The 3617-nt window shown below is 60.5% G+C and carries 2 protein-coding genes; both read left to right on the top strand.

The window, feature by feature from the left end; genetic code table 11:
- Positions 1 to 103: 103 nt before the first annotated feature.
- On the top strand, positions 104 to 1198 hold the full coding sequence (locus tag HY962_01235) for an RHS repeat protein (GenBank protein ID MBI5645527.1): 1095 nt from the start codon (positions 104 to 106) through the stop codon (positions 1196 to 1198).
- A gap of 155 nt (positions 1199 to 1353) precedes the next feature.
- The coding region (locus tag HY962_01230) for an RHS repeat protein (protein ID MBI5645526.1) at positions 1354 to 3617 on the top strand (2264 nt) is incomplete at its 3' end.

The following is a 3617-nucleotide window of genomic DNA, read 5'->3' as shown; positions in this document are numbered from 1 at the left end:
GGACGAAGAAGGCGTGAGCGCGGTCAAGATAATGCACGCGAGCGCAGCGAAGGGGTGGGAGATATTCCTCGTGAACTCGGGAAACTGGGAGGAGACGAGGTTTATGTACCTCCACCAGCACGACGAGGCGTTCCTGGACGCGATTGAAGACCTCGTAAACGAAGGCGCGCACGTGTACGTGCCGAGGTACCCCATCACAATCGGCAGTTGGCGCGGCAGCGGGTACATAGGCGGCGGCCAGTACATCATCTCAGGCGGGACGGGCAGTTCGTCGCCCGTGACCCTGAGCGGCGGCAGCGGCGGGGGCGGCTCGGGGAGTGGCAGTGGCAGCGGCGGTGGTGGATGCTCGTCCCCGACTGTCCCCGGCCCGTCGCAGGTGGACTTGGCGAACGGCAACTATTTCTTCAATGAAACCGACCTCTCCGTCAACTCCCGCGGCATCCCCGTCGTCCTCGCGAGAACGTACAACAGCATCACGAAACGGGACGCGGGGTTTGGATACGGCTGGGCGTGGACGTATGGCATCCGAGCGTTCGAGACGCCTGAGGGAGTCGTGACAGTTTTCCGCGAGAACGGGCGCGAAGACTTGTTCACGCCGACGGGGACGAGCGACTACAACAACCCGTCGGGCGTGTACGACACGCTCGCCAGACATGCTGGCGGGTTCACGCTCGCGAGCAAGGAAGGAATCGTGCGGGAGTTCGGTCTGGATGGCAAGTTCCTCTCGGTGAGCGAGCCGAACGGGAACACTGTCACGATCCAGTACGCGAACGGCCTGCCCTCGACTGTGACGGACGCTGCGGGGCGCGTCGCGCTGTCATTCCAGACCTCGAACGGCCACGTCACGCAGGTAACAGACCTGTACGGACGGACAGTCCTTTTCGGCTATTCTGGCAACGATCTTGCCTCAGTCACCGACGTGCTCGGCTCCGCCGAGAGCTTCGTTTACGATGCTGGACATCGACTGATCGCGAAGACGGACAAAAACGGAAACACGGCCTACGTGTACTACGACGAGGACGGTCGTTGGAGCCGTAGTGTAGACACTGAAGGATACATCCGTTCCGCGAAGATCGACTTCATCGCCAAAACGGCGAAATACGTGGATGCGAACGGGAACGAGGAGCAGTACGGCTGGGACCAAACGGTGCGAAAACCCTGTTCATCGACGGCGAGGGGAACAAGGTCGAGTACCTGAGGGACGAGAACAAGAACGTCCTTGAGCAGCGTGATGCACGTGGGAACGTCTCGCGAAACACGCTCGACGAGAGGGGAAATCTCCTGACCCAGACGGACGCCCTTGGGAACACGACGACGTACACCTACGACCCCGTCTACTCCCGTGTCCTCACAGTGACAGACGCCGAGGGAAAGACCTCGTCGAACTCGTACACCCCGAACGGGAATCTCTTGACCTCCACGGACCCCGCGGGGAACGTGACGAGCTACGTGAACAACGAGTACGGCCAGCCGACGGAAATCCACAAGCCCGGCGGCGCAGTCCAGACGTTGTTGTACGACGGCCAGAGCGGCAACATTTCTGGCATGGGGGATTCCTACGGCAACGTCACCGGAATCGGATATGACGGCTGGGGCAATCTTTCGAGCTTCACCGACGCTGCGGGAAACACGCGGACGATGGTATCTGATGCCGCTGGCCGCGTGCTCTCGATGACCGACTCCGAAGGCCACATGACGAGCTTCACCTTCGACGCCAACGGGAACCGCCTCACCTCGACCGACGCCACAGGAAAGACCTCGACCTTCCAGTTCGACAAAAAGAACCGCCTCGTGTCCGCGACCGACGCGAACGGCAACGTGACGAGCACGCAGTACGACGGAAACGGGCAGGTCCTCGCTCGCACGGACGCGAAAGGCTCGACGACGGCGTTCGTGTTCAACAAAGGCAACCAGCTTGTGAAGACGGTGGACCCGCTCGGCAACACGGTCCGCCAAGGTTATTGCGCCGATGTCGGCTGCCCGTCCTGCGGAGGCGGTGGAGGGAGTGGTGTGTGTTCTGCCACCGACGCACTCGGGAACACTACCGTCACCCGCTTCGACTCCCTCGGGCGTGCGACTGAAACGATCTCCCCCAATGGCTCTGTGACGGCGACGCAGTACGACAATCTTGGGCGTCAGTCGAAAACGATAGACGCCTTGGGGAGCGAGACGACCTACCTCTATGATGAACTTGGCAGGTTGTGGAAAGTCATCGACGCCCTCGGCGGCGTGACGGAGTACGGGTTTGACGGGCGCGGCAACCGCACGAGCGTCAAAGACGCGAACGGGAACGCCACGTACTTCCAGTATGACCTGAACAACAGGCTCACGAAAGAAATCAATCCGCTCGGGATTGAAACGGCATTCACCTACGAAGCAACGGGTTCCCGCGCGACGCGGACGGATGGAAACGGGTTCACGACGATCTACCGGTATGACTCGAACCGGCGGCTCTCGGAGATTGAGTATCCCGACGGGGAAAAAGTTCAGTACACCTTCGACGAGAAAGGGAACAAGACCTTCGAGGGACATCTTGATCCCAATGTCAACTTCGCCGCGACCTCGCGCACCTTCGTCTACGATGATCTGAACAGACTTCGCTCGATGACGGACTCATTTCTTGGCAAGACCATCGGGTATGAGTTCGGCGAGAACGGCAACCGCACTGCCATCACCGATGCCGAGGGTGGTGTCACCAAATGGGAATACGACCGCAACAACCGGCCCGTCAAAGTCACTGATTCCGACGGCCAAATCACGCGCTTTGAATACGACGCTGCGGGCAGGAGAACGAAGGTCGTCTTTCCGAATGGCGTGTGGACGGAGTACATCTACGATGCCTCGTCCCAGTTGACCCACATGGTCACGCGCGACCGGACGAACCTCACCCTCCAGGGCTGGCACTACGTCTATGATGAACGGGGCAACAGGACCTCGAAAACGGATCACGCGGGGAACGTCGAGGCGTACCAGTATGATGACCTCGGGCGGCTGATCCAGACCACGTACCCCGATGGGCGGATTGTCTCGTGGTCTTACGACGCGGTGGGCAATCGTTTGACCCAAACGGACAACGGATCACTGACCACCTATTCATACAACGCGGCGAACCAGATTCAGACAATGACCTCGCCCTCGGGTGCCCAGACGACGTTCGGCTTCGACGGCAACGGCAACATGCTCTGGAAATCCGAGCCGTCGGGCATGACGTATTACACATGGGACTTCGAGAATCGGTTGAGGGAAGTCACGTCTCCGTCCGGCACAACCACGTTCGGTTATGATCCTAACGGGATACGTGTCTTCAAGGAGTCCGGCGGCGTCCGCACGGACTACCTTATAGACACCGTCTCCGTCCTCGCCGAGTACGAGGCGGGCGTGAGAAAATCCGCCTACACACTCGGCTCCAGAATCGACGAGATTGTCTCGCAGACCAACGACCAAGGGAAGTATTGGTATTTGGCGGATGCCTTGGGTTCCGTGACCGCCCTCACCGACACCGTTGGCCGCCTCATCAAGACGTATCGGTACGGCGCGTGGGGCGAGGACCGTGGCGAGACCGGCCCCGACCTCCGCAACCCCTACCGCTGGACAGGCCGCGAGTGGGACCCGACGGG

The organism is Ignavibacteriota bacterium, from assembly GCA_016218045.1.
Lineage (GTDB): Bacteria > Bacteroidota > Ignavibacteria > SZUA-365 > SZUA-365 > JACRFB01.
This window is presented reverse-complemented; position numbering and strand designations above follow the sequence as displayed.

Excerpts from the sequence above, each read along its gene's own strand:
- HY962_01235 (MBI5645527.1), top strand. The coding sequence starts at position 104 with ATGTACCTCCACCAGCACGACGAGGCGTTCCTGGACGCGATTGAAGAC.